This is a genomic window from Sporosarcina sp. 6E9, assembly GCF_017921835.1.
Lineage (GTDB): Bacteria > Bacillota > Bacilli > Bacillales_A > Planococcaceae > Sporosarcina.
The window spans coordinates 619,672-645,499 of record NZ_JAGEMN010000001.1; the positions used below are offsets into that span (position 1 = coordinate 619,672).

Below are 25,828 nucleotides of genomic sequence, written 5' to 3' on the forward strand. Positions count from 1 at the left end.
AATGGAACCACTTGGAGATGCATTAAAACGCGTGGTCAATGCACCAAACTTTGCGGCACGCTATGATGATTTGCGGATTGAAATTATGGGGAACCCAGGTGTTCAAGAATTTTTATCTGAACATTCAACTGTGGTCAATGAACAGATGGTTGATCGGAGTTTAGGGAAACTTTATGAGTATTCAACTGCTTCGCATGGCTGCGATAAGTGCTCGGATTTATCCAACTGTACAAATATCATGAACGGGTTTGAACCAAAACTAGTCATTAAACGTGACCTTATTGAAATTGAATATATCAAGTGTCCATCTAAATTAGTTGATGAAAATCAACGGAAAACAGCTAGAATGATTGAGAGTATGCATATGCCAAAAGATGTGATGGAGGCACGATTACATGATATCGATTTGACTGCAACCTCAGATGAGAGCAGAATCTCCGTTGTAGAGGCTACAAATGAGTTTTTACAAAGCTTTGATGAAACTGGAGAATTGCCGAAACGTGGATTATATATTTACGGGCCTTTTGGAATCGGAAAGTCATTTATTCTAGGGGCACTGGCAAATGAACTTGCAAATCGTGGTGTTAAAACGATTGTCGTGTATGTTCCTGAATTTTTACGCGAAATCAAGCAATCGATACAAGATCAAACATTAAATGAAAAAATAGACTTTGTTAAAAAAGCGCAAGTACTAATTTTAGACGATTTTGGAGCTGAAGCAATGTCTGCCTGGACGCGTGATGAAGTGCTTGGCACGATATTGCAACATCGAATGGCTGAACAACTTCCAACTTTTTTCACGTCGAACTTGAGCTACGATGAACTAGAGAATCACTTAACGTATACGCAACGGGGCGATAAAGATGTTGTGAAAGCAAGGCGTATCATGGAAAGAATTCAAATGGTTTCGACTGATATAAAGTTAAGTGGAGAAAACAGACGAAACAAATAAACTTTTGTATCATTCATAAGGGTAATGGGGGATTTTTTTTGAGAAGGTTAATCGTCGCTTTAGTAAGCGTAATTGCACTGATTGTATTGGGAACTTTTCTATTCAACAATCAAGACCAGACTAACGAACCTGAAAAATCGACTACTGAATCGAATAATAATAATAATGAAGAAGCCGATTCAGGGGAAACAGATACTGAGAACGATAATACGGATTCATTTACATTTGAGCCATTCACATTAACGATGGCAGTGGGCGAGCAATTGGAGGCAGATAAGCCATTTGAAGTTGAGGCATCTCTGAAAAATACATATAATGGGCCGGTTACGTTAAAAGCAGGCAGTAAATGTACTGAAGAAGTTACGTTGGTTTTAACACCATTCGAAGAATATAAAGAAGGACAATCGCCGCCACAGTGTAAAGACTTAACAGAGGATATCGAAGTTTTGGTAGGCGATTCACTTGATACAAAGGCGCAATTCACGGCAGCGACAGATGGGAAATATATCGTCTCTGCTTACTATGCAAATATGCCATTAGTAAAGAAATTAGTGACAGTTGGGACTGATGAGAAGTTTGATGTGAAAGAATCTTCATCTAACCTAGGATCACTTCAACTAAACATCGTTACTGAAAGCAAATTCGAAACCGGCAAGCCAATATATGTATCCGGAGCGCTTACGAATACAGGCGACAATTATATTAGCTTGAGTGAAAATAGCTGCCAATTAGATATCGAATTTACAGTGACAGTAGATAATGAAGTCATTGAATTACCGGAAACCTATGGTCCATGTGAAGATGCAAATCGCAAATTCAATTTACAGTCAGGCGATACAGTCAATGCATATACTACTTTTACACCTGTGAAAAAAGGAAAGTATATAGTAAAAGCTCACCATGTGAACAACATTACAACAGTTCATGAATTCGATGTTAAATAAAGTTTCAAAGAATTTACTTGCAATTCATTTTGATTCGTCGTATACTCATCTCTAATAAGTATTTAAATGCATAGACAAGGACAATAATTGTTTCGTTAACCGCCAGAGAACGGGGACATTGAGGGAAAGATTGAATTGTATCTTTCCGAATTTGGCTGGAAGCCCTGTAGGTGTGACGCACAATTTACCACCTTTGAGCAGCATTGGCGAACTTACAGTAGCCAATGACGGATCCGGCCCGTTAGCCGAAGCAGAGCTTCTTTAATGGCAGAGTTTAATCTGTTCATTAAGAGAAGAAGGGTGGAACCACGAGCTAAAGCTTCGTCCCTTTCCAGGGATGGGGCTTTTTTTGTTTTTTAATTTAAAAGGAGTGTTTGAAAATGTCAAATGAAATTAAACTTCAATTTCCAGATGGAGCAGTAAAAGAATTTCCAAAAGGTACAACTACGGAAGAGGTCGCGGCATCAATTAGCCCAGGGCTTCGCAGAAATGCGCTTGCGGGAAAGTTAGACGGTACATTGATTGACTTTAAAACGCCAATTTCAACTGACGGAGAAATTGCGATTATTACACCTGAATCACCAGAAGCATTAGAAATTTTGCGCCATAGCTCGGCTCATGTTCTTGCACAAGCAGTAAAACGTCTATTTAAAGATGCAAAGTTCGGTGTGGGTCCAGTAATTGAAAATGGGTTTTACTATGATATCGACTCATCCGTTCCAATCACTGCAGATGACTTGCCAGAAATCGAAAAAGAAATGAAGAAAATCGTCAACGAAAATATTGAAATTGTTCGTCGTGATGTTTCACGTTCAGAAGCAATTGAACTATTTAAAGAAATTGGTGACGAGTACAAATTAGAGTTGATTGAAGCGATACCTGAAAATGAACAAGTATCAATTTATGAACAAGGTGACTTCGTTGATCTATGTCGCGGTGTGCACCTTCCGTCAACTGCAAAACTAAAAGAATTCAAGCTGCTAAGCATTGCCGGCGCATACTGGCGCGGTAATTCAGATAATAAAATGCTACAACGTATTTATGGAACTGCTTTTTTCAAAAAAGAAAATCTTAAGGCGCATTTGAAAATGCTTGAAGAGGCTAGAGAACGAGACCACCGAAAAATAGGTAGAGAACTTGACTTATTTATGAACTCACAAAAAGTTGGGCAAGGACTTCCAATGTGGTTGCCAAAAGGAGCGACTGTCCGTCGTATCATTGAACGTTATATCGTAGATAAAGAAGAAAGACTGGGTTATGATCATGTCTATACACCAGTTCTTGGTAGTTCCGAACTGTATAAAACAAGTGGTCACTGGGATCACTATCAAGATGATATGTTCCCGGTCATGAAGATGGATAATGAAGATTTAGTCCTTCGTCCGATGAACTGCCCGCATCATATGATGATTTATAAAAACGGGATTCATTCTTATCGAAACTTGCCACTGCGAATCGCAGAGCTTGGTACAATGCATCGTTATGAAATGTCAGGAGCACTTTCTGGATTACAACGTGTACGCGGAATGACATTGAATGATGCGCATCTTTTCGTTCGTCCGGATCAAATCCAAGATGAGTTTAAAAAAGTCGTTCAATTAATAATCGATGTTTATAAAGACTTTAATATCACAGACTACTCGTTCCGTGTTTCTTATCGTGATCCAGAGGATACAGAGAAATATTTCGATGATGATGCAATGTGGGAACGCGCACAGGAAATGCTGAAAGAAGCGATGGATGAACTTGATGTTGAGTACATTGAAGTTGAAGGCGAAGCGGCATTTTATGGTCCGAAGTTGGATGTTCAAGTGAAAACAGCAATTGGTATGGAAGAAACTCTATCCACAGTTCAACTTGATTTCCTTCTACCGGAGCGTTTTGACTTAACTTATATCGGCGAAGACGGCAAACAGCACAGACCAGTTGTTATTCACCGTGGTGTTGTCGGAACAATGGAGCGTTTCGTTGCGTACTTAATTGAAGAATATAAAGGCGCATTCCCAACGTGGCTCGCACCAGTACAAGTTCAAGTCATTCCAGTTTCACCAAATGCACATTTCGACTATGCGAATGATGTTCGTGAGAAGCTAGTGGAAGCTGGATTCCGAGTAGCACTTGATGAGCGGGATGAGAAAATCGGCTATAAAATTCGCGAAGCTCAAATGCAAAAGGTACCGTATATGCTTGTTCTTGGAGATAAAGAAATTGAATCCGGTGAAGTAAACGTTCGTAAATACGGCGAGAAGCAATCCGAAAGCATGCAGTTTGAAGACTTTATTAAAATAGTATCAGCAGAAGTATCGAAGTAAACTTAAATGTAATGGTTGACATCTGTTGTTCAGGATGGTAAGATGATTAAGGTAAGTTAATTAATGAATATAGTTTGTGGTATAAGAAGAGGCTACCCGCTTCTCACCTGATTGACGCGAAAACGTTGTTAGCAGGTCAGCACATTTATGAAGTATCGTACATGTTGATGTGCGTACACATATGCGGGTAGACAAATCCAATTTGTCTACTCGCTTTTTTATTTCCTATACAGTTGGTTATATCCAAACTATCTATTCTTGAGACAAGTTTACCCGGAGGTGGATTACTATTAGCAAAGACATGAACGTAAATCAGGGCATACGTGCCCGCGAGGTTCGTCTGATTGATCATAATGGCGAACAGCTTGGAATCAAAACTCGTAACGAAGCACTGGAAATTGCAACGCGTGTTAACTTGGACTTAGTTCTCGTAGCACCGAAAGCAAAACCGCCAGTTGCTAGAATTATGGACCATGGAAAGTTCAAGTTTGAGCAACAAAAGAAAGAACGTGAAGTACGAAGAAATCAGAAAGTTATTCTTCTCAAGGAAGTGCGATTAAGCCCGACTATTGATGAACATGACTTTCAAACGAAACTTCGTAACGCAATTCGTTTCCTAGAAAATGGGGACAAAGTAAAAGCATCGATTCGTTTTAGAGGACGTGCGATTACGCATAAGGAAATCGGGCAACGAGTACTTGACCGGTTTGCTGAAGAATGTAAAGAGTTAGCAACAATTGAACAGAGACCGAAGATGGAAGGCCGAAGCATGTTCTTAGTGCTTGCACCGACTGTCGAGAAATAAGGTACAATGAAAGATTTAGGAGGAACCATTTATGGCTAAGATGAAAACACATAGTGGATCAGCAAAACGTTTCAAAAAGACAGGCACTGGAAAAGTAAAACGTGGCCGTGCTTACACAAGTCACCTTTTTGCAAACAAAACGACAAAAGCAAAACGTCACCTGCGTAAAGCTTCACTTGTTTCTTCAGGAGACTACAAACGCATTCGTGAAATGATCACATACCTAAAATAATAAAAATACTAAATTCGAACAGAAAAGCAGGAGGTTATTACTATGCCACGTGTAAAAAGTGGAGTAGAAAGACGTAAACGCCGTAATCGCGTTTTAAAATTAGCAAAAGGTTACTATGGTTCTAAACATAGACTTTATAGAACAGCAAACGAACAAGTAATGAGATCATTTAACTACGCATACAGAGACCGTCGTCAGAGAAAACGTGATTTCCGTAAACTATGGATTACACGTATTAACGCGGCTGCTCGTATGAATGGTCTTTCATACAGCAATATGATGCACGGCTTAAAAGTAGCTGGAATTGACATCAACCGTAAAATGCTTGCTGACCTTGCAGTGTCTGACGCACAAGCGTTCACTCAACTTGCAGATGCAGCGAAAAAAGCAGTTGCAAAATAAGTAATGAAAACTAAACCGCCTGATCGCTTGAAGAAATTCAAGTGTAGGCGGTTTTTGATTTTTAATTCCCCAATGGGATAATTTAAGTGTAAACTATAGGAAAGGGGGAAGTGCGAATGCAAACAGTGGCACTCATTTGTATTGCAGTTATGTCGGTTTGGACGTTCGCGGCGATGGGTTACGACAAACGCCAATCGAAGAGAAAAGGACAGCGGGTTCCTGAAAAAAACTTGTGGTTGCTTGCGATGCTTGGCGGAGGAATCGGTGCTTATTTTGGCATGCAACTGTTCCGCCATAAAACTAGACACACATCATTTCGAATCGGCTTTCTAATGTTAGCGATTCTTTATGGGGTGCTAATACTTTATTTATTTGGCGTGACGCTACCGACTACTTCTTTTGTATAAAAAAACTGTCAAAGAATGCAGGTAGCATGCCTGACAGCGTTTAATACGATTAATTCATTAATTTTTCGATTGGATTTTTCCAACTAATTTTTGCAGTCGGATAATTGGATAGAATTTCAGCTTTTAGGAAGTTAAAATCATCTTTAGTAAAACCTTGAAGTTTAGCTTCGTTTTTTACCCAAACAAAAATAGAGACAACATCGAATGAGGTTTCTGTCGTACCTAAATATTTTTCACCTTCAAACATTGCACCTTTATAAGTAATGAAGAAGTTTTTACGCACATTTCTTACATCATCATAGAAATAATAACGTTCCTCTTCATAAGCATCATCCAGTTTACGCTTCGGGTCGAATAAATAACGAATCCCCCGGTAAAATAAATAAATTATAAATGCAATGATCAAAAAGCGGATCACGAGTCCCATATAGATCCCCCTTATCAAATATATACTTCTCTTCTATACGATTAACTCTGCAAAAAGTTTCACTTTAATTAAAATAAATCGGAGGTTTTTTCATGAAACTGACAAAACTATTTGAAATGCAAACAGAATTAGACGCGTTTATACAAAAACAACGGGTTACAAACGAAAATGTCTTTCAATCAAAAGGTCTTGCGCTTCTTGTAGAACTTGCAGAATTGGCAAATGAAACGCGGAGTTTTAAATTTTGGAGTACAAAAGGTCCATCTGATATAGAAGTTATCCTTGAAGAATATGTCGATTCGATTCATTTTTTATTATCACTTGGCATTGAACTAGGCTTCGAAAAAATGACTAATTGGCCTGAAGGAAAAGTCGAAGGCGAACTAACTGAATTATTTTTGAAAACGACAGAGTCGATTACATACTTTTTAAAGGAACTCACTTTGGAATCATATCGCAATGTATGGGTTCATTATGGCTCTATTGCGGATAAACTAGGCTTTACACATGATGCTATTATCCAAGCTTATATCATGAAAAATGAGGAAAATTATAAACGCCAAAAAGTAGGCTATTAAACGCCTGTAGAAAGGATAAAAAAATGCGCAAATTATTGCTAGCCGTCGTTGCTCTTGGGATTATCGGTTTCATTATCTATAAAGGAAATACAACCGTAGGAACAACAAATTATACGCTGACATCGAAACGACTGCCAGCTAATTTTGACGGTTATACAATCATCCAGCTATCCGATTTACATGACGCGATGTTTGGTGAAAATCACGCGGATATTGTGGATGAGGTCGTGAAGATTGCACCTGACGCCATCTATATAACTGGTGATTTCATAGATAGAAATCGTTATGACTTAGAGCAAAGTTTGCTTCTTGTTGAGGCGATTAAAGATGTGGCACCCATTTATTATGTAACTGGAAACCATGAAATATCTATAAACGATGTTGATAGAATTAAGGGTTCTTTACAAGAGTTAGGCGTTCAAGTTCTGTCCGATGACAGGAAAATTATTTCTTCCGCTGAAGGTGAAGTGATGGCAATTGGAGGAATTGAAGATCCGTTAAGCAGTGCGAGTGACGAACAAGTTACAGTAGAACGAGCTGTAGAGAAGGCATTTGACGAGGTTCCAAAAGAAACTTTTACTATATTGCTATCTCATCGCCCAGAATACTTTGATGTTTATGTGAAAAATGAAGTTGATGTAACTTTCAGTGGCCATGCACACGGCGGACAAATTCGAATTCCTGGTATTGGCGGAGTGATTTCACCTGGTCAAGGAATATTTCCTAAGCTGACATCTGGAATCCATGAAAAAGAAGGCAGCCAACTAGTAGTCAGTCGTGGAATTGGAAATAGTCTTTTTCCAGTTCGAGTATTTAACAAGCCTGAAATTGTTGTCGTGACGTTAAAAAAAGATTATTAAAGCGGCATTAACTTGTTTATTTAGACAAGTTAATGCCTTTTTCTATGCCCAATTTTACAAAGTTCAACAAAGGTATATGTTTAATTCTAAATTACGTGTCTAATCAGTTTAATTGAGTGAATATTGAATTCTATTGTTCCATTCTTCTTGAAGTCAATTCTTCATATGATGGATGGAAAACTAAAAATTGAGCACTAAGACGGAGGTGATGTGAAAAATGTAGTGTGTCTGATTGGGAGATTAAATAATGGGGGAGGAGAAAAGTTTATGAATGCAATTGTACTAGCGCTAATTGGAATGATTATTTTGGGATTAGGGTATCGTTACTATTCGAAATTTGTGGCAGAAAAAATCTTTCGTCTCGACCCGAATTACATTACGCCAGCACATCGCTACAAAGACGATGTGGACTTTGTTCCTACAAATAAGTTTGTGTTATGGGGGCACCACTTTACATCTGTCGCGGGTGCCGCGCCGATCGTTGGTCCTGCAATTGCTGTTTATTGGGGATGGCTACCAGCGTTTCTGTGGGTTATTTTAGGGACAGTGTTTGCAGCAGGAGTCCATGATTTTGGAACACTCGTATTATCTGTTCGAAATAAAGGACAATCTGTCGGTACATTAGCGCATAGATTGATTGGTCAGCGTGCAAAAATATTATTCTTATTTATCATTTTGATTTTAGTATTGATGGTCAATGCTGTTTTTGCATGGGTTATTTCAAATTTGTTCATTCAATTCCCGGCAAGTGTACTTCCGGTATTTATACAGATTCCACTAGCTCTTTGGATTGGCCATATCGTATATAAAAAGAAACAAAAGATGCTTGTACCATCACTAATTGCACTTGCAGTCATGTATATTGCAGCCATATTTTCGAGTCAATACAGTTTTCTTCAAATTGACTTGGTAAGGTATATGGGCGGTGATGCCGGTACAGGGTTATTTGGACTCGGCGCGGTATCTACGGCTTTCTTCATCTGGATTGTCGTATTAATGATTTATGTATATATCGCATCGGTTTTACCTGTATGGAAGCTTTTACAACCGCGTGACTTTATAAACTCACATCAGCTAGTTGTTGGATTAGGAATCTTATATATAGGATTAATATTTGTAAATCCAAAAATTACGGCACCGATAACCAATACAGCAGTAGGCGATGTTTCATGGTTTCCGCTTCTTTTCATAACGATTGCATGTGGAGCGATTTCAGGTTTTCATGGGCTTGTTTCTTCGGGAACATCCTCCAAACAACTTGATAAAGAAACTGATGCTCGTTTTGTCGGATATTTGGGTGCGGTAGGTGAAGGCGTATTAGCTTTAATAGCGATTATTGCAGCGATTACATTCTTTCCAAGTAAAGAAGAATTTCTTGCGACGTATTCAAGTTTCGGTGCTGCAAGTTCGGGTGGACTTGGAGTCTTTATTAAAGGCGCTAGTAATCTAGCATCTGGACTCGGTATCCCGGCAAGTATTTCAACAACAATCGTTTCAATCATCGTCGTTAGCTTTGCGGCTACTACGCTTGACTCGTCCCTTCGTTTAATGCGATATATCATTGCGGAACTAGGTGTCGAATACAAAATGCCAGTATTGGAGAAAAAACATGTCGCAACATCGCTTGCAGTATTTTCGAGTGCGGCACTGGTATTACTTCCAAAAGGTCCACAAGGGTTAGGTTCTGGCGGATATCTGCTATGGCCGTTATTTGGAACAGCAAACCAGCTATTGGCGGGGATAAGCTTGTTGCTCATTTCGATCTGGCTGAAGCGACTCGGCAGGAATTATCTTGTTACCATAATTCCGATGGTATTCGTCATGTTTATGACGCTGTGGGCGATGTTCCAGCAAGTCATTTTCCAATGGTCATGGTTCGGTAGTAACTCAAATATGTTACTGTTTATCTTTGGTGCAATCATCTTCGTGTTCGCGATTTGGATTATGCTGACCGCATTTTCCGCCCTATCAGGCAAATATGATGATAAGATAATAATAGAAGACGAGTGATTGAAATGGGAAGGATCCTGCTATAGCAGGGCTCCTTCTTTACATATTATCAAAGAGGGGGGAATCATTTGCGGAGTAAAATGAAAGCGCTTGTGAATTGGTACGAAGAAGTTTTAAGTATGCCGCATCGCCGAGAAGTTGCAAGCGAGTTACGGGATGAGGATGATTTATTTCTACTACTCTTATATTCTGAAATGATTGGGATTCCGAATCCTGCTTATTATTATACACTTGAGTTGTACCCCTATATGATGGAGAAATTTCATGACTGGCATTTACGGATGGGCATGGAAAAATCACCATTATCAGGGTTTCGATGTTGTTGAGATAGATTAGGGGGGAGTGGGCTATCACGATGGAAGTCTTAACTAAAAACATTATTTTTGTAGGTGGTAAGGGAGGCGTAGGAAAATCTACATCAGCTGCTGCAATCGCTTTGCAATCTGCAGAACAAGGATTTAAAACATTGCTCATTTCAACAGATCCGGCGCATAATGTCGGGGACATTTTCAGTACGGAAATTGGCGGTAAAACAAAGGAAATTGCCGATAATTTATATGCATTAGAAATAGACCCCGAAATCGAAACGGATAATTATATAAAAAGTGTGAAAGAAAATTTACGTGGTGTTGTTCATTCGGGCATGATGGAAGAAGTTCATCGCCAATTGGACACGGCCAAAGCATCACCTGGCGCAGATGAAGCAGCGCTATTTGATAAATTGATTAGTATTATATTAGAAGAACGTGCAAATTTCGATAAGCTCGTTTTCGACACCGCGCCAACTGGCCACACCATTCGTTTACTCTCATTACCAGAACTAATGGGTGTATGGATTAAGGGGTTGCTGGACAAGCGAAGAACGACCAATGAAAATTATTCAAGACTTATCAATGACGGCGAACCAGTTGAGGATCCAATATACGATGTTTTACGCATCAGACAATCGCGGTTTTCAAAAGCGAGAGAAGTACTGCTCGATCAGAAGCAAACAGGCTTTATCTTTGTTCTGAACCCAGAACGTTTGCCAATATTGGAAACGAAAAAAGCAATCGAGCTATTAAACAAATACGATTTAGTCGTATCTACGTTAATTATTAATAAAGTACTGCCTGAAGAGGCGGATGGTGATTTTATTATGGAGCGGAAAAAACATGAAAAACAATATATTGAGTTGATAAATGAATCATTTAATAAACAACAACTCATTTTCGTCCCTTTATTCTCACAAGATATCATTAGTGAAAAGCAACTCGCAGCATTCAGTAAATACTTTGGAAAAGGATGATTAAGATGAAAGCATTTATACATGAATCAGGAAAATTAAAGATTGGGAAAGTGCATGAGCCAGTAGCAAGTAAAAGGGAGGTAGTCGTTAAACTCCACACGGCAGGCTTGAACCGACGCGATTTATACATACCTAATCGTCGCGGTGAAGAGGCAGATGCGCTCGTATTAGGTTCTGATGGCGCTGGCGTTATCGATTCAGTTGGTGAAGGTGTAACGGACTTTTCAATTGGCGATGAAGTCATCATCAACCCGGCTTTAAGGTGGGAGACAAATAGTGTTGCTCCGCCAGAAGGATTTGATATTTTAGGCATGCCAGATAACGGCACATTTGCTGAAAAGATCGTCATCTCTTCAGAGCAAGTTGAATTAAAACCGAAGCACCTAACTTGGGAAGAGGCTGGCGTACTGGCATTGTCCGCATTAACCGGTTACCGTGCATTGTTTACAAAAGGAAATTTGAAAGCGGGGGAAACTGTTTTAATTCCTGGTGCTGGAAGTGGTGTGGCAACTTATTTAATTTCATTTGCTAAAAATATCGGTGCTCGCGTAATCGTCACCTCGCGCAGTGAAGAAAAACGTCAACAAGCTCTTGAATTAGGTGCAGATATTGCGCTTGATACGAGTGGCGATTGGAAACAAGAGTTGGACGGAGAAGTTGTAGACTTAGTCATTGAAAGTGTTGGAAGAGCGACATTTAATCGTTCATTAGAGGTCTTGAAGAAAGGTGGACGTATCGTTGTTTTTGGAGCTACGACCGAGGATACTGTAGAGTTGGATCTACGAAACTTTTTCTACAGTCAATTTCAATTACTCGGTTCCACTATGGGTAGCAGGGAAGAGTTGCGAGAAATGATTGCCCATATTGAGAAATATGAAACACGTCCGGTTGTTGATAAGACATTCACACTTGATGATGCAGTTGAAGCTTTTGATTATCTGGAACAGAGTAAAAACTTTGGAAAAGTTGCATTTAAAATAAGTGAATAAGCAAAACCCTCCCGTTAATTTTTTCGCGGGAGGGTTTACTTTTATTCAATCGAAACTTTTTTGTTTTGCTCACTGATTAGTTCATTGCTAGTTGCTAAAGGTGAGAATCGCGCGTTAAAAAATCTTAGTGTTGGTGGTTCGTAATCCATTTTTAGCCCACCAATCTCATCGCGTTTTTTAAATAAGTCAACGATTGAATCTACAACAACGTCCATATGATTATTTGTGTAAACTCTTCTAGGAATCGTTAATCGAACGAGTTCAAGCTCCGGTCTATTATTTTCACCCGTTTCGATATTACGTCCCGCAGAAATAATTCCTCTTTCCATACTGCGAACACCCGAGTCGAGATAGAGTGCGGCGGCTAAGGCTTGTGCTGGAAACTCGTCTTGTTTTAAATGTGGAAGAAAGGATTTTGCATCTAGGAATACCGCGTGGCCACCAATCGGCAGTACGATGGGTACACCCGCTTCGATCAATTGATCGCCAAGATGGCGAACTTGCCCAATACGATGTTCAATATAATGATCATCCACAGCCTCGCGAATACCGATTGCCATCGCTTCCATGTCTCGTCCTGCCATTCCGCCGTAAGAAGGCATTCCTTCATACACGACAACAAGCTCGCGTGACCGAATGTAAAGTTCTTCGTCATTCATGGCAAGAAAACCACCGATATTAACTAAACAATCTTTTTTACCACTCATTGTACAACCGTCTGAGTAAGATAACATTTCCTTTAAGATATGGGCAATCGGCTTTTCCGCGTAACCTTCTTCACGTTCTTTAATAAAGAAAGCATTTTCAACGCAACGCGTCGCATCAAAGAAAACATCGATTTGGTAAGTTTGGCAAAGTTCATATACTTCTTTCATATTTCGCATGCTAACCGGCTGTCCGCCTGCAAGATTGACAGTAACAGCTAAACAAACGTATGGAATTTTTTCAGCGCCAACTTCGTCTATTAATTTCTGGAGTTTCGTTAAGTCGATATTACCTTTAAACGGATGGTCAATTGTCGGATTATGGGCTTCATCAATAATAATATCAACAAATTTTGCGCCGTTCATTTCTTGATGTGCGCGCGTCGTCGTAAAATACATATTCCCTGGAACGTAGTCGCCATCTTTTATTTTTAATTGAGAAAGGATATTTTCAGCACCACGCCCTTGATGGGTTGGCAATACGAATTGATAACCGTAAAATTCTTGCACAGCCTTTTCAAGCTTTTTCCAACTTTTACTCCCCGCGTATGCTTCGTCTCCGGTCATAAGTGCTCCCCATTGTTCATCACTCATTGCTGTGGTTCCGCTATCCGTTAAAAGATCGATATAAACATCTTCGGAATCAATCAGAAACGTATTGTAGCCTGCTCGTTTCAAAGATTCTTTTCGTTCTTCATAAGATAACATCGAAAGTGTTTCTACGCTTTTAATTTTGTAAGGTTCAGCCGTTCTTCTTCCCAAGTTCCCCAGCCCCTTTTTTCAAATTATTAATCTCTTTAACTATATATATATTATTAACTTATTTCAATTATCAGAGCCTTCTTATTTTTATTGCTATATTTTCACAATATGACTGTCTATCCTATGAAATGAGCGATATAATAGAAGAAAAGGGAAAGTGGGGATGGAAATGACGAGAAAAGTTGAACCGCTCACTGATTTGGAAATTGCAACACGCGCCAAAATGAAATCTATTTGGGATATTGCCTTCACGGCAGGTATTCCAGAGGAGGCAGTTGAACCCTTTGGCAGATATAAAGCAAAAATCGATGTCACAAAATTAAATAAAACAACTACACAAGGCAAAGTCATCCTCGTTACCGCAATAAGCCCGACGCCAGCAGGTGAAGGGAAATCAACCGTAACTGTGGGACTGGCTGATGCTTTTACAAAACTGAACAAGAAAGTGATAATTGCTTTGCGTGAACCGTCACTTGGTCCTGTCATGGGTATGAAAGGCGGAGCCACGGGGGGCGGGTATGCGCAAGTGCTTCCAATGGAGGAAATCAATCTTCATTTTAATGGCGATATTCATGCAATTACCACAGCAAATAACGCATTAAGTGCACTCATTGATAATCATTTACATAGGGGTAATGAGTTGCAATTAGATCCGCGTAGAATCACGTGGAAGCGCGTTCTTGATATGAATGATCGTGCGTTGCGTCATGTGACGATAGGTTTAGGTGGTCCTGCACAGGGTATTCCGCGAGAAGACGGATTTGATATTACGGTCGCCTCGGAAATCATGGCAGTCTTTTGTTTAGCAAAAGACTTATTTGATTTAAAGGAACGTATTTCACGTATTGTCATCGGCTACACGTATAAAAGGGAAGCGGTTACAGTCGCTGATCTTGGCGTTGAAGGTGCATTAACATTATTGCTTAAGGAGGCATTTAAGCCCAACTTAGTTCAAACGATTGAAGGCACACCAGCTTTAATCCACGGGGGACCTTTCGCGAATATCGCGCATGGCTGTAACTCTTTAATTGCAACAAATACCGCAAGACAACTTGCGGATTATGTCGTTACCGAGGCAGGATTCGGTTCGGATCTTGGTGCAGAAAAGTTTATGAATATTAAAGCGAGGCAAGGCGGCTTTTCACCCGATGCGGTTGTTGTCGTAGCAACCGTTCGAGCCCTTAAAATGCAAGGTGGTGTCTCGAAAAAAGAACTAGCTATTGAGAATGAAGAAGCTGTCATTTCAGGGCTTCCAAATTTAGCAAAACATATTGAAACAATTCGTACTTTTGGGGTAGAGCCCGTTGTTGCAATCAACCGTTTCATCAAAGATTCGACGTCTGAAATAAATGCCATTCTGAATTGGTGTAAGGAGAAAGGTGTTCGCGTAGCAATTGCAAATGTGTGGGAAGATGGTGGGGAAGGCGGCATCGCGTTGGCAAAAGAAGTGCTACATGTGTTAAATGGAAAGAATAACTTCGCTACTTTATACGATGTGGAAGAATCCATATATAATAAAGTCCTTAAAATTGTGCAGCAAGTTTACGGCGGTAAAGATGTCGTCTTTACTGACCAGGCACAACGTAATATGAAAGACATCGAACGAAATGGGTGGGATGTATTGCCAATATGTATGGCGAAAACGCAGTATTCATTTTCAGACGAGCCTAAACTTATGGGACGACCTGAAGGATTTTCAATTACAGTGCGCGAAATCATTCCTAAACTTGGCGCTGGTTTCTTGGTCTGCTTAACGGGTGATATTATGACGATGCCGGGTTTACCAAAATCACCGACGGCACTTAATATGGATGTCGATGAAAATGGAAATGCGATTGGATTAATGTAGTCGAAAACAATGGGACTGTCAATAAATATTGACAGTCCCATTGTTTTCTTATAATGCTTTATCATCCACAGCGTCTAACCAAGACTCAATCGTTCCAATGACTGATTCAACACACCCATCTTCAAAAGGTGAAATCAAATTAGCTTCTGCAACAAGTTCTGTGAATGGCTTAGAACCTCCGAGTTTACATAAATGCAAGTAATCTTCCCATGCGCTCTCTTGATCCTCTAGCGAACGTTTCCAAAACTGGAACGCACAAATTTGAGCAAGTGTATAATCGATATAATAAAAAGCAGAATGGAAAATATGACCTTGACGTTGCCACACAGCACCCGACTCCAAATAATGATTTCCATCATAATCGCGGGAAGGCAAATATGTCGCTTCAATTTTTTTCCATGCAGCCTTCCGTTCAGCAGGTGTCATTTCAGGTTTCCCATAAACAACATGTTGAAACTCATCAACAGAAACACCATACGGCAAAAATAGAAGTGCGCTACTTAAATGAGCGAATTTATATTTTTCGGTCTGTTCCTTGAAAAACAATTCCATCCAAGGCCAAGTGAAAAATTCCATACTCATAGAGTGGATTTCGCAAGCTTCATGAGTTGGCCACATGTATTCTGGAATTCCGATATTGCGACTACTATAGACTTGGAATGCATGTCCAGCTTCATGAGTTAATACATCGATATCTCCAGAAGTTCCGTTGAAGTTTGAAAAGATAAAAGGTGAGTCATAATTATCGATAAAGGTACAATAACCGCCCGCTTCTTTTCCTGTTTTCGCTTCAAGGTCCATCAAATTCTTATTCGTCATGTATTGGAAAAACTCATTTGTTTCATGTGATAATTCGGCATACATTTTTTTACCGTTTTCAATAATCCACTCTGGGCTACCTTGTGGAGTTGCATTTCCTGATAAGAAATTAAGCGATTGATCATAAAACTTCAATTTATCAACTTCAATTCGTTCCGCTTGTCGCTCATATAAACGATTCGCTAGGGGAACGATATGATCCCTAACTTGATTGCGGAAGTTTTTTACCATTTCAGCATTATAACCAATTCGGTTCATGCGTAAATAGCCCAGTTCAACAAAGTTTTTAAATCCTAAAGTTGTAGCGATTTCATGACGTAACTTTACGAGTTTGTCGTAGATTTCATCAAATTTATCGCCGTTATCTTCATAAAATTTATATGTTGCTTCCATAGCTGCTTTCCGTACAGCACGATCAGTTGACTCCGTGTAAGGTTCTAATTGTGCGAGTGTAAGCGTTTTACCGTCAAACTCAATTTGAGCGGATGCAACGAGTTTTGAGTAATCAGATATTAATTTGTTTTCTTGTTGTAAAAGCGGTAAAACTTCCGGAGAAAATGATTTTATTGCATTTTCCGCAAGTGCAAATAATTGTGAACCCCATTTTTTCTCAAGTTGTTCTCTAAATGGCGTGGATATTAGTTTCTTGTAGTAAGCAGTACTTAGTTCTTGATATTCAGGTTCAATTTCATCGAAATAATCCCGCTCTTTTTGGTAAAACTCATCGTTCGTGTTAATCGAGGCACGAATATAAACGAGATTGGATTGTGTTGAAAAGTCATTTCCAATGGCATTAATTTTTTCGATGACTTCGTTTTGTTGTTCAAAAGAGTTTGCTTTTTGGAATTCTTCTAGAAAAATTGTAAAGTCATTTTTAATTTTGTTCATGTCCGGTCTGGAATACTGAAAATCTTCAAACTTCAGCAAGTGCACTACCCCCTAAGTGTTTATAAAAATGTTACACTATTACTATTCTTCATCACTTTACTGAAAAAAGCAATACTTTTTAATAGTTGTTTTTCCGGCTATATGATCTAAATAAATAATAATTAGTAGATAAAGTAAAAGCAATGAAATAGGAGGTAATTTAAGTGCATAATACGTTACCTGAAACAAATCCAACGGTTGGATTAAATGAAGAAGAAGCGGCTCAAAAGTTAAAAGAATTTGGTCCAAACAAATTAAGTGGGTCTAAACGGGATTCAATAATAAATTCTTGATTTATTCGATATTATTATGGATTGGACTAAAAATTACAATTGTATCGGTAAATGAAATTGTGAAATTAATTAAACGTTGAATTTAGTTCATTCATTGTATTATGTTCAGAATGGGATTCGTGTTAGAATAGTTAATTGAATGTGAGGATGATGGTTAAATGGAAATAAATGAATACATTGTAGAACAACTTGTTGACCCAACAGGTTTGATCCAAGGTGAACGCTATGAATTCCGGTTATATATAACGCTTGAAGAGGATGACGAACTGTATACAGAAGGCGGCATTGGCGTCCGTACTATTTTTGCTGTGGATGAAACAGGGGAACGGGTTGTTGTTGCTCATTTTTTCGAGCGAGAAACAGACGCTTTCATTGATTTTGAATTGGATGAAGACGAACTTTTGGAAGTCGAGAAATTTTGCAAACAGCATTATAATAGTATTGAGTAAATGAGAATAATATTCTAATAGATGGAAACAAAATATGTGTTTTTTTCGTCCTCTTAGTAGATAATGTATTTATGGGGTAAATAATACGTATTTCGTCACTTACTATTTTAATTGGAGTGTTTAATTTATGAATAACGAAATTGTTGATATTACAATTATCGGAGGCGGGCCAACTGGTCTTTTCGCTTCGTTTTATGCCGGCATGCGCGAGATGTCAGTAAAAATTATCGATAGCTTACCGCAACTTGGCGGGCAGTTGATCGAACTGTATCCGGATAAATATATATATGATGTCGGTGGATTTCCTAAAATACTTGCAAAAGATTTTGTAGCGAATTTAGTGACACAAGCTCATTATGCCAAACCGGAAATTCTGCTTGGTGAAACTGCGCTTTCAGTGGAACGTGATGGAGATCATTTCATACTTAAAACAGATAAAGGTGTCCATTTGACACGTACGATTGTTCTAACAGCTGGAATAGGCGCTTTTCGTCCTAGGAAAATTGGTTTGAAAGAAGAAGTTGAATTTGAAGAAAAGACGCTCCATTATGGTATAAAAGATCTTTCTATTTTTAAAGACAAAAATGTTGTCGTTTGTGGTGGGGGAGACTCAGCAGTTGACTGGGCATTGATGCTTGAGGATATTGCTTCAAACGTAACGCTCGTTCACCGTAGAGAACGTTTTACAGCGCATGAGACAAGCGTTAACCAACTGATGGAATCTAAAGTAGATGTAAAAACTTCATTGAATGTGAAAGCAATTGAAGGAGAAGACGGTAACGTTAAAGAACTTGTTCTTGCATCTAGAGATGGTAGCGAGGAGCGAATAAGCGTAGATCATCTAATCGTCAACTACGGGAACATTTCCTCATTGGGACCATTGAAAGAATGGGGCGTAGACATGGATCGCAACTCGATTATTGTCAATAGCCGCATGGAAACGAATATTGAAGGAATCTATGCAGCCGGCGATGTCACGACATATGACGGTAAAGTTAAACTCATAGCCGTTGGACTTGGTGAAGCACCAATCGCGGTAAACCATGCCAAAGCACATATAGACCCTAAAGCTAGATTACAACCACTTCATAGTACTAGCGTTTTCAGTTAATAATAAAAGGCAGCAAACATGAAAATGTTTGCTGCCTTTACTATTTTTCACAATAGAAATGAAATGATTAGGATAATAATAATCGGTAGGAATAGGATAAAATAACCTCTCGGATTCCCAAAGTTTATCGACCAACCGACGCCAAATCGCTTTTCTACAAAAATAGATGGATCATTTTTATTAACGTAGAAAATACCCGCTTTCCAATATTGGTCATCATCATAGTTTGTGATTCCTTCTACATCCTCATCAACAACGTCAACTTCAAGTCGAGAGCCGCTCTGACCGACTTTGAAAGCATAAATGCCAGTCATGGTAAAAGTAATGATAAGAAAGCCGATAGGCAATGTAAATAGAAGTGAAGGCTTTCCGATATCAGTATGAATCGTGCTCAATTGGAGAAAAACGAATAGGATTGTCATTAAAGTCGTAGTTGCGAATAAAAACCAACTCGTATATTTTCTGAATGACAATTGTTGTGCACGTGATCTTTTTCTGTTCGTCGCATTTATTTTAATGCCGGACCTTTTTGTCATTTCGTTTATACCGAGCATCATACCTTGCATAATCAGTAAAATGATAGGAAGTGCCATAACTGATATAATAGTTTTCTCACTAAAAGCATCGGGTTGGCCATCAATTCCCCAGTGTGTAGGTATTAAGTTAGGCAAGTTTTCGTATTGGATTGCTGTATATGCACTTAAACCAATTGTTATTACGATTGGAACTAAATAAATATACCAAGGTAGCATTTCATCAGCTGTTCGAACAGCAAGATCTGTTACGCGAACTTGTTTTAAATTGGCTCCCCATTTATTATCACGTTTTAACCGTAACGTTTTCGCATGAAACAAAAAGTATAAGATCATACTGAAAAATAAAAGTGAAAACTGTGCCACAACGCCAAACAATACGATGTTCTCTTCACTTGCATTCGAAACGGTGACCCAAATTAGAAAAGCTGTAATGATTACTAAGCCCAGCCCAGCAGTAATTAATGAGTAGATTCTCTTATAAGAAAATAGGGTAGGGTTTTTCGTATAAGTATGGGGAATGGTAACACCGAAAACGATTGTCAGCTTCAATAAATACGGTATAGCCGCTTGAATAGCGATGATAAAAATAGCGATACCAATCATTAAAAAACTTGTCATTGACGTTCCTCCTTAATCTTAGAAATAAGTCCCGTCATCATTTCAGCTATTGCACGCTCTGATAAACCGATTGCCAGTGCTTCCGCAATTACGGGACGCATTGCAGTTTCAACTCTCGAACTGGAAACATCATCTGGCGATAATATGCTCACAACAGCGCCAGACTTCGGTATGATTTGAATAATACCTTTGTTGTCTAGTTCACGATATGCTTTATTGACGGTATGCATATTAATGCCAAGATCACTGGCAAGTGAACGAACGGATGGAAGAGAATCACCTGGTTGAAGAGATCCATTGGCGACTCCTTCGATTAATCCATTCGCTAATTGTGTATAGATAGGAATCTCAGAATCCATTTCAATATTGATGAACATTCGAATCATCACTCCATTCTGTGCTATATTTAGTATAACAAACCTGTTCTACCTTATCTATAACAAAACCCCCATCAACAATGAAAAAATTGTTGATGGGGGTTTAATAGTTTTAGTCTTCCAATTCGGATACTGTCACGAAAGTAAAGCCTTTACCATCTAAATAAGCGAGAACTGCATCAAGTCCGTCAGCAGTTGATTGGTGAATATCGTGCATGAGAATGATACTACCATCTCGTGTACTTTTCTTAACTTCGGTAAGTAGTTGGTTTGCATTTCGATGCTTCCAATCAAGGGTATCTACGTCCCACAAAATGACGGGTAGATCCGTTTGTTGGCGAACTGTTTTATTTATTGCGCCGTAGGGTGGGCGAAACAAAACAGCTTTTGTTTCGGTGACTTTTTCAATAATAGCAGAAGTTCTTGTAATCTCGCTTTTTATTTTCTTAATGCTAGCATTGGTTAGGTTGGGATGTGTCCAAGTATGATTTCCAAGTTCATGCCCTGCATTCGCAACATCCTTCGCGATTTCAGGATAATATTCAACCCGGCTTCCAAGCATGAAAAACGTAGCTTTGGCATCATATTTTTTTAATGAAGCCAGAATCTGTGTGGTCACTTTCGGATCTGGTCCGTCGTCAAAAGTTAACGCAACTTTTTTCACAGGAGGAATCTCTTTCTTCTCTTCCTTATCATCATCTGGTTTTGAACCTACAGGGTTTTCGTTTGTATCAGGATAGTCATTACTTGTCTCATCATCAATTGTTAAGCCATTATCGTCATTTTCTACTTTTAATTTAAATTCTTTTGCAACATATTTATTTAATCGATCTAGTGGAACGGAGACGATTGGAATTCCGGCTGTTTCTTCAGCGATATCATATTTATTAAAATAAAAAACTAGAGATTCGTTCGTAAGTGCAAAGTTTTGGAAATTATCCCAATGAGGCTCGGTGTGTGAAGTTGCTTCTTCTATAAACAGTTTATCTTTATATGACTCATCGCTAAATAAAATTTCACGAACAAATTCAGAAACCACATTCAGCCGTTTTTGATCGCCTTCAAATATATCTTCAATAGTGAGTTCGTTACCGGTTTCGGGATTCAATCGAAATGAATTAATTTCAGTACTCCTGTTAGCTTCGCCAATATAAGTTGAACTTAAGAAAACAAAAGAATACAATCCTGAATGGTGTGGAAATGTTTCAAATGAAATGTTCAGTTCTCCAATTTGCTCGTCGTCATGTGCATTGTAACTAGCTATTTGCGCTAAATAACGATCTCTTATGCTTGTCGTATAGTTTAGAACTTTAGTATTAAATGAAACATGACTGCTTTGCGGAAATTGAAGCGCGAAAGGAGCAATTGGGTCATTGGAAATCCTGGTAATGATTTTAATGCCTGGATAAGTAGAAGCGTTCGTTTCAGTTAAAATCGGATATACTTTATTTACAGCTGGACTTGTATTTATAGGAGGAGAAGTCGCTTTATTTTTGGTTGAAGTAAATATTATAGTTATTCCTGCTAAAACAATAGAAAAGACAATGGTAGAAAATATCAGGTCAATCCAGACCGAACGACGTTTTTTATGGGTTTTTCTCATAACACTGGCTCCTTTAAGCTTCTTTATCTAGTAGACGCGACTAAACTCTAAATAGTTACATAATAATCTAGTAATCTACAATTTTCATCTAGTTTCATTATAGATGAATAGAGCCAGTCGCGCTAGTGGGCAAAAAGTCTTTTAATGTTTGTGTCGAATTTGATTTTCGACACAAAAACGTAAGCAATAACTCTTTTTCCAACCATTTTTTTATGATATACTGACAACATATTTGCTATGGAAATAAATAATGGAACAAATCAAACAAGGTGGTTGAAGTAGTAATGGAAAAGGGACGATTTCGGGTTCTTTTATTTTACAAATATGTTCATATCGAGGATCCACAGACCTTAGTTGCAAGCCATTTGAAGGCTTGTAAGGAAATTGGATTAAAAGGTCGTATTTTTATCGGCACTGAAGGTATTAATGGAACATGTTCAGGAACAATAGAACAAACCGATGCTTATATTGCAATGATGCAAAATGACGAGCGATTTAAAGATATAGTATATAAAGTCGATGATGCCGCGAGCCACGTATTCAAAAAAATGCACGTTCGTGTGCGAAATCAAATCGTTAACCTAAGTTTAGAGGATGATATTGATCCGAATGAATTGACGGGGAATTACTTAAGTCCTGAAGAATTTTTAGAACAGATGCAAGAAGAAGACACAGTTGTAATCGATGCGAGAAATGATTATGAGTACGACCTAGGACATTTCCGCGGCGCTATTCGTCCAAACATCAGAACCTTCAGGGATTTGCCGCAGTGGATCCGGGATAATAAAGAGCAGTTAGAAGGTAAAAAAGTACTAACATACTGCACAGGCGGGATTCGGTGTGAGAAGTTTTCCGGTTGGCTCGTTCGTGAAGGATTCGAAGACGTTGGTCAATTACACGGCGGAATCGTCTCTTACGGAAAAGACCCAGTTGCGAAAGGGCAATTATGGGACGGACAATGTTATGTATTCGATGAACGTCTAGCAGTTCCTATCAATCAGGTAGAACACGTCATCGTAGGGCGCGATCATTTCGACGGAGAACCATGCGAACGCTATAGAAACTGTGCAAATCCGGAATGCAATGCACAAATCTTATGTTCAGAGGAAAATGAGCATTTCTACATGCGCAGTTGTACAGACGAATGTCGCGTACACCCGAGAAACCGCTACTTCACCGAACATAAGATGACCGTTGAGGAATTTGATGAACGAATGGCTGCAATTGAAAAATATCGAAATGAAACGCATGTAGGTTCATGAATAGTAAACTCGTCTAGACGGATTTAATATCGTCTAGACGAGTTTTTTAATTTAAATGATTCATGTATATTAATGATTCGCTAAACCTTTATAAGTAATTAAATAGGTAAGCAGACCGACAATTGGAATAGATGCCGTTGTGAACAATGGGAACCAAATATGGTCGATGAAATAATTTGGAATAAATAAGTAAGATCCAATCATGAAGAATGAATAGGAAAGTATCACAACAAAGGACAAACTGACTGCTTTTTGTGTATTTTCAACGGCCCGCTCATCAGAAACATCATATTCAGCGGTTAAATAAGCACTCAAAATCGAGTTTTTGTTTTTCTTGACTTGAAGAAATTGAATGATCTCATTGGCCATTAAAAGAACAACAACTACGATAAAAACATAAACTGGCCACTTAATAATATCCACAGAAATCTCATCAATAAAGCCACGTTCCATTTGAATAAACAATTGTTCAACTCTTAAATATTCAAAAACTAGGAAAGCAAGTGAAACAAAAAACATTATTCTTAAAAATATCGTGATGTAAATCCTCATTTTTCATCCTCCTTTGTAAAAATCTCTTCGATTGGCATTTTAAACTCTTCGGCAATATTCATCGCGAGAAGTAGGGAAGGTGTATAGCTACCCTTTTCCAAAGATACGATTGTTTGCCTGGTTACACCGACCCGTTCAGCTAACTCGCCTTGGGTAAAATTAAAACGCGCTCGAAGTTCCCGTACTCGATTTGTTAACAAAATAGGCCCTCCTTACTTATTACTTACCTAAATTGTATAGTTAACTAATCTATTTGTAAAGTCAATTATACATTTTGTTTAATTGACTTTACATTTTCGTGTGAAATCAACGGTAAATATTTAAACTTAAAAAAATAGACACTTTCTATGCGTAACAAATAGATGTAAGATGGTATACTTAAGACATTCAATTTAAAATGGAGGAACAAAATTTATGCAATGGAGAAATTTATATCGCGGTTTCTTTATGGGAATTAGCGATCTAATACCGGGAGTGAGCGGTGGTACTATCGCGTTCATTCTTGGTATTTACGATGAATTGTTAGTGTCAATTAGCGGTTTTTTCAGCCGTGATTGGAGAAAACATATAGGTTTTTTATTGCCACTCGCAATTGGAATGGGCGCAACTTTACTTTTATTTAGTAGACTAATTGAATTTTTACTTAAAAATTACCATGCACAGACACAGTTTTTCTTTTTAGGGCTCATAATTGGTGTACTGCCGTTTATCGCACGTCAGGCAAAAGTAAAAAAGAATTTTAGGCTAGGACATTTTTTAGTGATTCTAATTGTTGGTGCAGCACTTGCCTCATTAGCATTTATTAATCCGCAGGATACCGCACCCATTACGACATTAACAGCATCTAACGCGCTAGGATTATTTATTGCAGGATGGGCTGGTAGTATGGCAATGTTGTTACCAGGAATAAGTGGATCCTTTGTATTATTATTGTTAGGCGTTTATTCAACAGCTATCGGGGCATTATCAAATTTGAATATACCTATCATTGCAGTAATTGGAGCAGGTGTTGTCGTTGGTTTTGTTGTGAGTAGTAAAATCATTAGTTATTTACTAACTCATTTTACATATGTCACTTTTGCAGTAATTATTGGATTGATCATTGGTTCGGTATTTGTCGTGTACCCAGGGTTTCCAAAGGACGGAAGCTATTTCGTAATGAGCATTCTCACATTTTTCATCGGGTTACTCGTTGCGAGTCTATTTAGTTCACCTGGGAAAGCAACAATTATTAACGAATAAAGAACGTATTCTTTTAAAGCTGTATTCCATTTCAAAAGGTGAACGAATCTGGTATTCTTATTACTAGAAGGAACAACTGGAAAGGATGATTTATTATGTCAGGACCGGCATTACGTCAACTTCATGCACACCGAGCGATTCACGAAGGTGGATTATCTGGGGCAGTAACGAAAACGAGAGATATGATGGATTATTTGCGGCAAGGCGAGCTTGAAACTGCCAATCTAGCAGCTGATGATTTAATTGATTATTGGAAGACACGCGTAATCAGTCATGCTGATGCAGAAGAAAGTGGCTTTTACAAGGAAATCGCCATGGAGAACCCCCAACTCCAAGAAGCGATAACCAAATTGACTCGTGATCATGATTTACTTCGAATTATTGTGAAAGATATCGAAGAGCTACGTGTGGAAGAGGGGTTAAGCCCAAGTGTTTTACATAAATTTCATGCTTTAAAAGTTGTTAATGAAATTCACAGCCGTGATGAAGAGCGTTTGTTATTTACTGAATAATGGTCT

Annotated in this window: 29 protein-coding genes; 21 read left to right on the forward strand and 8 right to left on the reverse strand. The window is 38.6% G+C overall.

Features of this window, described 5'->3' with window-relative positions:
• Position 1 precedes the first annotated feature (1 nt).
• From dnaI to J4G36_RS03305, 8 genes are all read left to right on the forward strand, one after another.
• Positions 2 to 952, forward strand: a complete 951-nt coding sequence (gene dnaI / locus J4G36_RS03275; RefSeq protein ID WP_210468642.1) for a primosomal protein DnaI — start codon at positions 2 to 4, stop codon at positions 950 to 952.
• Positions 953 to 990: 38 nt separating this feature from the next.
• Complete coding sequence (locus J4G36_RS03280; RefSeq protein ID WP_210468644.1) at positions 991 to 1,896, forward strand: hypothetical protein; 906 nt, start codon at positions 991 to 993, stop codon at positions 1,894 to 1,896.
• Positions 1,897 to 2,026: 130 nt separating this feature from the next.
• Positions 2,027 to 2,161, forward strand: a complete 135-nt coding sequence (locus tag J4G36_RS18675; protein WP_256439546.1) for a hypothetical protein — start codon at positions 2,027 to 2,029, stop codon at positions 2,159 to 2,161.
• A 115-nt stretch (positions 2,162 to 2,276) separates the two neighbouring features.
• Positions 2,277 to 4,208 carry a threonine--tRNA ligase gene (thrS, locus tag J4G36_RS03285; protein ID WP_210468646.1) on the forward strand — a complete coding sequence of 644 codons (1,932 nt, stop codon included), beginning with the start codon at positions 2,277 to 2,279 and terminating at the stop codon, positions 4,206 to 4,208.
• A gap of 301 nt (positions 4,209 to 4,509) precedes the next feature.
• Entirely contained in the window at positions 4,510 to 5,013 is a 504-nt protein-coding gene (infC, locus tag J4G36_RS03290) for a translation initiation factor IF-3 (RefSeq protein ID WP_210468648.1), read from the forward strand.
• A 31-nt stretch (positions 5,014 to 5,044) separates the two neighbouring features.
• Positions 5,045 to 5,245: a 50S ribosomal protein L35 gene (gene rpmI, locus J4G36_RS03295; RefSeq protein WP_210468650.1), complete on the forward strand. Its 201-nt coding sequence runs from the start codon at positions 5,045 to 5,047 to the stop codon at positions 5,243 to 5,245.
• 42 nt (positions 5,246 to 5,287) lie between these two features.
• Complete coding sequence (rplT, locus tag J4G36_RS03300) at positions 5,288 to 5,647, forward strand: 50S ribosomal protein L20 (protein WP_210468652.1); 360 nt, start codon at positions 5,288 to 5,290, stop codon at positions 5,645 to 5,647.
• Positions 5,648 to 5,763: 116 nt separating this feature from the next.
• Positions 5,764 to 6,054, forward strand: coding sequence for a DUF1294 domain-containing protein (locus J4G36_RS03305; protein ID WP_210468654.1), 291 nt, complete (start codon positions 5,764 to 5,766; stop codon positions 6,052 to 6,054).
• A gap of 49 nt (positions 6,055 to 6,103) precedes the next feature.
• On the opposite strand, the gene J4G36_RS03310 is transcribed toward J4G36_RS03305, so the two are convergent.
• Entirely contained in the window at positions 6,104 to 6,481 is a 378-nt protein-coding gene (locus J4G36_RS03310) for a sigma-w pathway protein ysdB (protein ID WP_210468656.1), read from the reverse strand.
• A 92-nt stretch (positions 6,482 to 6,573) separates the two neighbouring features.
• On the opposite strand from J4G36_RS03310, the gene J4G36_RS03315 reads away from it, so the two are divergent.
• From J4G36_RS03315 to J4G36_RS03340, 6 genes are all read left to right on the forward strand, one after another.
• Entirely contained in the window at positions 6,574 to 7,059 is a 486-nt protein-coding gene (locus tag J4G36_RS03315) for a dUTP diphosphatase (RefSeq protein ID WP_210468658.1), read from the forward strand.
• Between the two features lie 23 nt (positions 7,060 to 7,082).
• Entirely contained in the window at positions 7,083 to 7,919 is an 837-nt protein-coding gene (locus tag J4G36_RS03320; RefSeq protein ID WP_210468660.1) for a metallophosphoesterase, read from the forward strand.
• Between the two features lie 267 nt (positions 7,920 to 8,186).
• Positions 8,187 to 9,929, forward strand: a complete 1,743-nt coding sequence (locus J4G36_RS03325; protein WP_210468662.1) for a carbon starvation CstA family protein — start codon at positions 8,187 to 8,189, stop codon at positions 9,927 to 9,929.
• An 80-nt stretch (positions 9,930 to 10,009) separates the two neighbouring features.
• Positions 10,010 to 10,255, forward strand: a complete 246-nt coding sequence (locus J4G36_RS03330; RefSeq protein ID WP_210470399.1) for a cory-CC-star protein — start codon at positions 10,010 to 10,012, stop codon at positions 10,253 to 10,255.
• A gap of 29 nt (positions 10,256 to 10,284) precedes the next feature.
• Complete coding sequence (locus tag J4G36_RS03335) at positions 10,285 to 11,217, forward strand: ArsA family ATPase (RefSeq protein WP_210468663.1); 933 nt, start codon at positions 10,285 to 10,287, stop codon at positions 11,215 to 11,217.
• 5 nt (positions 11,218 to 11,222) lie between these two features.
• The gene (locus tag J4G36_RS03340) at positions 11,223 to 12,206 is read left to right on the forward strand and encodes a zinc-binding dehydrogenase (RefSeq protein ID WP_210468664.1); all 984 of its coding nucleotides are present in this window, start codon (positions 11,223 to 11,225) and stop codon (positions 12,204 to 12,206) included.
• Between the two features lie 41 nt (positions 12,207 to 12,247).
• Here the strand turns inward: J4G36_RS03340 and J4G36_RS03345 are convergent, their stop codons facing one another.
• The gene (locus tag J4G36_RS03345) at positions 12,248 to 13,672 is read right to left on the reverse strand and encodes a tyrosine phenol-lyase (protein WP_210468665.1); all 1,425 of its coding nucleotides are present in this window, start codon (positions 13,670 to 13,672) and stop codon (positions 12,248 to 12,250) included.
• 169 nt (positions 13,673 to 13,841) lie between these two features.
• Here J4G36_RS03345 and J4G36_RS03350 point away from each other — a divergent pair, with 169 nt between their 5' ends.
• The gene (locus J4G36_RS03350; protein ID WP_210468666.1) at positions 13,842 to 15,521 is read left to right on the forward strand and encodes a formate--tetrahydrofolate ligase; all 1,680 of its coding nucleotides are present in this window, start codon (positions 13,842 to 13,844) and stop codon (positions 15,519 to 15,521) included.
• Positions 15,522 to 15,569: 48 nt separating this feature from the next.
• Here the strand turns inward: J4G36_RS03350 and J4G36_RS03355 are convergent, their stop codons facing one another.
• A complete protein-coding gene (locus J4G36_RS03355) occupies positions 15,570 to 17,228 on the reverse strand; it encodes a M3 family oligoendopeptidase (protein ID WP_483315887.1) in 1,659 nt (552 codons plus the stop codon).
• Between the two features lie 203 nt (positions 17,229 to 17,431).
• Between J4G36_RS03355 and J4G36_RS18680 the strand changes: the two genes are divergently transcribed.
• The 3 genes from J4G36_RS18680 (at position 17,432) to J4G36_RS03370 (ending at position 19,120) form a co-directional block, all read left to right on the forward strand.
• The gene (locus tag J4G36_RS18680; RefSeq protein WP_210468669.1) at positions 17,432 to 17,560 is read left to right on the forward strand and encodes a cation-transporting P-type ATPase; all 129 of its coding nucleotides are present in this window, start codon (positions 17,432 to 17,434) and stop codon (positions 17,558 to 17,560) included.
• 158 nt (positions 17,561 to 17,718) lie between these two features.
• Positions 17,719 to 18,009 carry a DUF6509 family protein gene (locus tag J4G36_RS03365; RefSeq protein WP_210468670.1) on the forward strand — a complete coding sequence of 97 codons (291 nt, stop codon included), beginning with the start codon at positions 17,719 to 17,721 and terminating at the stop codon, positions 18,007 to 18,009.
• A 127-nt stretch (positions 18,010 to 18,136) separates the two neighbouring features.
• Entirely contained in the window at positions 18,137 to 19,120 is a 984-nt protein-coding gene (locus J4G36_RS03370; RefSeq protein WP_210468671.1) for an NAD(P)/FAD-dependent oxidoreductase, read from the forward strand.
• Positions 19,121 to 19,167: 47 nt separating this feature from the next.
• On the opposite strand, the gene J4G36_RS03375 is transcribed toward J4G36_RS03370, so the two are convergent.
• The 3 genes from J4G36_RS03375 to J4G36_RS03385 all read right to left on the reverse strand — a co-directional run bounded on the left by J4G36_RS03375 (position 19,168) and on the right by J4G36_RS03385 (position 22,254).
• On the reverse strand, positions 19,168 to 20,274 hold the full coding sequence (locus tag J4G36_RS03375) for a DUF1648 domain-containing protein (RefSeq protein WP_210468672.1): 1,107 nt from the start codon (positions 20,272 to 20,274) through the stop codon (positions 19,168 to 19,170).
• Positions 20,271 to 20,633, reverse strand: coding sequence for a GntR family transcriptional regulator (locus J4G36_RS03380; RefSeq protein ID WP_246880385.1), 363 nt, complete (start codon positions 20,631 to 20,633; stop codon positions 20,271 to 20,273). The genes J4G36_RS03375 and J4G36_RS03380 overlap by 4 nt, the downstream gene beginning before the upstream one ends.
• Before the next feature lie 130 nt (positions 20,634 to 20,763).
• Positions 20,764 to 22,254 (reverse strand): polysaccharide deacetylase family protein, encoded by a 1,491-nt coding sequence (locus tag J4G36_RS03385; protein ID WP_210468673.1) that lies wholly within the window; start codon positions 22,252 to 22,254, stop codon positions 20,764 to 20,766.
• 284 nt (positions 22,255 to 22,538) lie between these two features.
• Between J4G36_RS03385 and trhO the strand changes: the two genes are divergently transcribed.
• Positions 22,539 to 23,516 carry an oxygen-dependent tRNA uridine(34) hydroxylase TrhO gene (trhO, locus tag J4G36_RS03390; protein WP_210468674.1) on the forward strand — a complete coding sequence of 326 codons (978 nt, stop codon included), beginning with the start codon at positions 22,539 to 22,541 and terminating at the stop codon, positions 23,514 to 23,516.
• Positions 23,517 to 23,585: 69 nt separating this feature from the next.
• On the opposite strand, the gene J4G36_RS03395 is transcribed toward trhO, so the two are convergent.
• Together J4G36_RS03395 and J4G36_RS03400 are read right to left on the reverse strand one after the other, a co-directional pair.
• Complete coding sequence (locus J4G36_RS03395; protein WP_210468675.1) at positions 23,586 to 24,068, reverse strand: hypothetical protein; 483 nt, start codon at positions 24,066 to 24,068, stop codon at positions 23,586 to 23,588.
• Positions 24,065 to 24,271, reverse strand: coding sequence for a helix-turn-helix transcriptional regulator (locus tag J4G36_RS03400; protein ID WP_210470401.1), 207 nt, complete (start codon positions 24,269 to 24,271; stop codon positions 24,065 to 24,067). The genes J4G36_RS03395 and J4G36_RS03400 overlap by 4 nt, the downstream gene beginning before the upstream one ends.
• Positions 24,272 to 24,482: 211 nt before the next feature.
• Between J4G36_RS03400 and J4G36_RS03405 the strand changes: the two genes are divergently transcribed.
• Entirely contained in the window at positions 24,483 to 25,310 is an 828-nt protein-coding gene (locus tag J4G36_RS03405) for a DUF368 domain-containing protein (protein ID WP_210468676.1), read from the forward strand.
• 95 nt (positions 25,311 to 25,405) lie between these two features.
• Positions 25,406 to 25,822: a hemerythrin domain-containing protein gene (locus tag J4G36_RS03410; protein WP_210468677.1), complete on the forward strand. Its 417-nt coding sequence runs from the start codon at positions 25,406 to 25,408 to the stop codon at positions 25,820 to 25,822.
• The last annotated feature ends 6 nt before the right edge of the window (positions 25,823 to 25,828 follow it).

Bases quoted from the DNA above. Each gene is read 5' to 3' on its own strand.
- dnaI (WP_210468642.1), top strand. From the start codon at position 2: ATGGAACCACTTGGAGATGCATTAAAACGCGTGGTCAATGCACCAAAC.
- thrS (WP_210468646.1), top strand. From the start codon at position 2,277: ATGTCAAATGAAATTAAACTTCAATTTCCAGATGGAGCAGTAAAAGAA.
- infC (WP_210468648.1), top strand. From the start codon at position 4,510: ATGAACGTAAATCAGGGCATACGTGCCCGCGAGGTTCGTCTGATTGAT.
- rpmI (WP_210468650.1), top strand. From the start codon at position 5,045: ATGGCTAAGATGAAAACACATAGTGGATCAGCAAAACGTTTCAAAAAG.
- rplT (WP_210468652.1), top strand. From the start codon at position 5,288: ATGCCACGTGTAAAAAGTGGAGTAGAAAGACGTAAACGCCGTAATCGC.
- J4G36_RS03305 (WP_210468654.1), top strand. From the start codon at position 5,764: ATGCAAACAGTGGCACTCATTTGTATTGCAGTTATGTCGGTTTGGACG.
- J4G36_RS03310 (WP_210468656.1), bottom strand. From the start codon at position 6,481: ATGGGACTCGTGATCCGCTTTTTGATCATTGCATTTATAATTTATTTA.
- J4G36_RS03315 (WP_210468658.1), top strand. From the start codon at position 6,574: ATGAAACTGACAAAACTATTTGAAATGCAAACAGAATTAGACGCGTTT.
- J4G36_RS03320 (WP_210468660.1), top strand. From the start codon at position 7,083: ATGCGCAAATTATTGCTAGCCGTCGTTGCTCTTGGGATTATCGGTTTC.
- J4G36_RS03325 (WP_210468662.1), top strand. From the start codon at position 8,187: ATGAATGCAATTGTACTAGCGCTAATTGGAATGATTATTTTGGGATTA.
- J4G36_RS03330 (WP_210470399.1), top strand. From the start codon at position 10,010: ATGAAAGCGCTTGTGAATTGGTACGAAGAAGTTTTAAGTATGCCGCAT.
- J4G36_RS03335 (WP_210468663.1), top strand. From the start codon at position 10,285: ATGGAAGTCTTAACTAAAAACATTATTTTTGTAGGTGGTAAGGGAGGC.
- J4G36_RS03340 (WP_210468664.1), top strand. From the start codon at position 11,223: ATGAAAGCATTTATACATGAATCAGGAAAATTAAAGATTGGGAAAGTG.
- J4G36_RS03350 (WP_210468666.1), top strand. From the start codon at position 13,842: ATGACGAGAAAAGTTGAACCGCTCACTGATTTGGAAATTGCAACACGC.
- J4G36_RS03355 (WP_483315887.1), bottom strand. From the start codon at position 17,228: ATGAACAAAATTAAAAATGACTTTACAATTTTTCTAGAAGAATTCCAA.
- J4G36_RS03365 (WP_210468670.1), top strand. From the start codon at position 17,719: ATGGAAATAAATGAATACATTGTAGAACAACTTGTTGACCCAACAGGT.
- J4G36_RS03370 (WP_210468671.1), top strand. From the start codon at position 18,137: ATGAATAACGAAATTGTTGATATTACAATTATCGGAGGCGGGCCAACT.
- J4G36_RS03375 (WP_210468672.1), bottom strand. From the start codon at position 20,274: ATGACAAGTTTTTTAATGATTGGTATCGCTATTTTTATCATCGCTATT.
- J4G36_RS03380 (WP_246880385.1), bottom strand. From the start codon at position 20,633: ATGGATTCTGAGATTCCTATCTATACACAATTAGCGAATGGATTAATC.
- J4G36_RS03385 (WP_210468673.1), bottom strand. From the start codon at position 22,254: ATGAGAAAAACCCATAAAAAACGTCGTTCGGTCTGGATTGACCTGATA.
- trhO (WP_210468674.1), top strand. From the start codon at position 22,539: ATGGAAAAGGGACGATTTCGGGTTCTTTTATTTTACAAATATGTTCAT.
- J4G36_RS03395 (WP_210468675.1), bottom strand. From the start codon at position 24,068: ATGAGGATTTACATCACGATATTTTTAAGAATAATGTTTTTTGTTTCA.
- J4G36_RS03405 (WP_210468676.1), top strand. From the start codon at position 24,483: ATGCAATGGAGAAATTTATATCGCGGTTTCTTTATGGGAATTAGCGAT.
- J4G36_RS03410 (WP_210468677.1), top strand. From the start codon at position 25,406: ATGTCAGGACCGGCATTACGTCAACTTCATGCACACCGAGCGATTCAC.